2 tRNA genes and 2 rRNA genes are annotated in these 3,130 nt (G+C 53.1%); all 4 read left to right on the forward strand.

What is annotated here, in order from left to right:
- Positions 1-666, forward strand: a 16S ribosomal RNA gene (locus tag QME66_13090); the annotation flags it as partial.
- 82 nt (positions 667-748) lie between these two features.
- Positions 749-825 (forward strand) — tRNA-Ile (locus QME66_13095).
- A gap of 9 nt (positions 826-834) precedes the next feature.
- Positions 835-907 (forward strand) — tRNA-Ala (locus tag QME66_13100).
- A 60-nt stretch (positions 908-967) separates the two neighbouring features.
- Positions 968-3,130, forward strand: a 23S ribosomal RNA gene (locus QME66_13105); the annotation flags it as partial.

Below are 3,130 nucleotides of genomic sequence, written 5' to 3' on the forward strand. Positions count from 1 at the left end.
GGAGTACGGTCGCAAGACTAAAACTCAAAAGAATTGACGGGGGCTCGCACAAGCGGTGGAGCATGTGGCTTAATTCGATGCAACGCGAAGAACCTTACCGGGGCTTGACATGGTAGAAGTAGAAACCCGAAAGGGGGACGATCGGTATCCAGTCCGGAACTATCACAGGTGCTGCATGGCTGTCGTCAGCTCGTGCCGTGAGGCGTTGGGTTAAGTCCTCTAACGAGCGAAACCCTTGTCTCTAGTTGCCAACGGGAGAGCCGGGAACTCTAGAGAAACTGCCGTCGTCAAGACGGAGGAAGGTGGGGACGACGTCAAGTCATCATGGCCCTTATGTCCCGGGCCGCACACGTGCTACAATGGCCGGTACAAAGGGATGCAAAGCCGCAAGGTGGAGCGAAACCCATAAAGCCGGTCCCAGTTCAGATCGAAGGCTGAAACCCGCCTTCGTGAAGGAGGAATCGCTAGTAATCGCGGATCAGCTACGCCGCGGTGAATATGTTCCCGAGCCTTGTACACACCGCCCGTCAAGCCACCCAAGCAGGGTGTACTCGAAGTCACTGGCCCAATCCGCAAGGAAGGGAGGTGCCGAAAGTGCGTCCTGTGAGGAGGACTAAGTCGTAACAAGGTAGCCGTAGGAGAACCTGCGGCTGGATCACCTCCTTTCTAAGGACAAAACGAGACCTCTCTTCGGGCTTTATGCTACTTATATTTTTGGCTTTAGACCCGTTTATGTGATACATAAATCGGGCCTATAGCTCAGATGGCTAGAGCGTTCCCCTGATAAGGGAAAGGTCAGTGGTTCGAATCCACTTAGGCCCACCACCCTTTTCCGGGGATGTAGCTCAATTGGGAGAGCGCAGCCTTTGCAAGGCTGAGGTTGGCGGTTCGATCCCGCTCATCTCCACAAAGTTCTTTGACAAATGAGATAGTCCGTAAGGGTAAAAGCAACACGAGCTCTTTGGGTAGTTAAGCTACTAAGGGTGTATGGTGGATGTCTTGGTGCCATCGACCGATGAAGGACGCGGCAGGCTGCGATAAGCTCCGGGAAGTTGCCAAGCAAACATTGACCCGGAGGTCTCCGAATGGGGCAACCCATCTGCTTTAATAGGCAGATACCGGCATCTGAATCCATAGGGTGCCGGGGGGAACGGAGGGAAGTGAAACATCTCAGTACCTCCAGGAAAGGAAAGAATCTTCGACTCTCCAAGTAGCGGCGAGCGAAAGGGGAACAGCCCAAACTCAACGTGTGCCTAAAGTCCTTGTACCTTGCACGTTGGGGGTCGCGGGAACTGCACGGATGGCAACAAGGTGCCGTCCGGGGAGTTACAAAGGCCAATCCTAGTTGAACAGGCTGGAAAGCCTGACCACAGAAGGTGATAGTCCTGTAGGTGAAAGGATAGGTCCTCCCCTAGCAGTCTCCCAAGTAACACGGGTCACGTGAAAGCCTGTGTGAATTAAGGAGGACCACCTCCTAAGGCTAAGTATCGTATGGCGACCGATAGTGCACCAGTAGCGCGAGCGAAAGATGAAAAGAACCCCTGTTAGGGGAGTGAAATAGAATCTGAAACCGTACACCTACAAGCGGTAGGAGCACTATGTCCCGCAAGGGAAAGGTGTGACTGCGTGCCTTTTGCTTAATGATCCGGCGAGTTGCTGTATGCTGCAGGTTAAGTGCCACAAGCACGGAGCCATAGTGAAAGCGAGCGTTAAAAGCGCAACAATGTAGCATGTAGCAGACCCGAAACCAACTGATCTACCCTTGGCCAGGATGAAGCGGACGTAAAAGTCCGTGGAGGTCCGAACCCGTCTGCGTTGAAAAGCGGTGGGATGAGCTGAGGGTAGGAGTAAAAGGCCAATCAAAGTTGGTGATAGCTGGTTCTCCCCGAAATAGCTTTAGGGCTAGCCTTGTGTTTTAAAGGATGGGGGTAGAGCACTGAATGGATTTTAGGGCCCACCAGGCTACTAAGTCCAATCAAACTCCGAATACCATCCCGTACAACACAGGAGTCAGACTGTGGGGGATAAGCTTCATGGTCAAGAGGGAAACAGCCCAGACCGCCAGTTAAGGCCCCAAAATACAGGCTAAGTGATGAAGGAGGTGGAAGTGCTAAGACAGCTAGGATGTTGGCTTAGAAGCAGCCATCATTTAAAAAGTGCGTAATAGCTTACTAGCCGAGCATTTCTGCGCCGAAAATGAACGGGACTCAAGCCTGTTGCCGAAGCTGCGGATCCGTCTTCGGATGGGTGGTAGGGGAGCGTTCTACTGTAGGTTGAAGGGAGACCGCAAGGACTCCTGGACGAAGTAGAAGTGAGAATGCCGGAACGAGTAGCGATAATGTGAGTGAGAATCTCACTCGCCGTAAGCCTAAGGTTTCCTGGGGAAGGTAAATCCGCCCAGGGTTAGCCGGAGCCTAAGTTGAGGCCGAAAGGCGTAGACGATGGACAACAGGTTAATAATCCTGTGCCACCCTAGTACGTTAGAGCATGGGGGGACGGAGACAGGAAGGTTAGCAGGTCTAATAGACATGGCCTGTCCAAGCCCAAGAGGTTGCCCCAGGAAAATCCGGGGCACAAAGGCCTCAAGGGCGAGTGCGTGGGCCTCGAGCCCGTAAGTAACCGTAACTGTCTTCCAAGAAAATCCTCGTTTGCCAGTACTAGCGGTGTCCGTACTAAAACTGACACAGGTAGGCTCGGTGAGTATCCTAAGGCGCTCGAGAGAACCCTCGTTAAGGAACTCGGCAAAATTACCCCGTAACTTCGGGAAAAGGGGTGGTCGTCTTCGGACGACCCGCAGCGAAGAGGCCCGGGTGACTGTTTACTAAAAACACAAGTCTGTGCGAAGACAGAAAGTCAACGTATACAGACTGACGCGTGCTCGATGCCAGAAAGTTAAGGGGATGGGTCATCTGCCCGCAAGGGCGGAGAAGCTCTGAACCGAAGCTCTGGTGAATGGCGGCTCTAACTATGAGAGTCCTAAGGTAGCGAAGTTCCTTGTCGGGTAAATTCCGACGCGCATGAAACGCGTAACTACTTGGGCACTGTCTCAACGAGGGACTCGGCGAAACTGTAGTCGTGGTGAAGATGCCACGTACCCGCAACAAGACGGAAAGACCCCGTGAACCTTTAC

It is taken from the genome of Candidatus Eisenbacteria bacterium, from assembly GCA_030017955.1.
In the GTDB taxonomy this organism is placed as follows: domain Bacteria; phylum Eisenbacteria; class RBG-16-71-46; order JASEGR01; family JASEGR01; genus JASEGR01.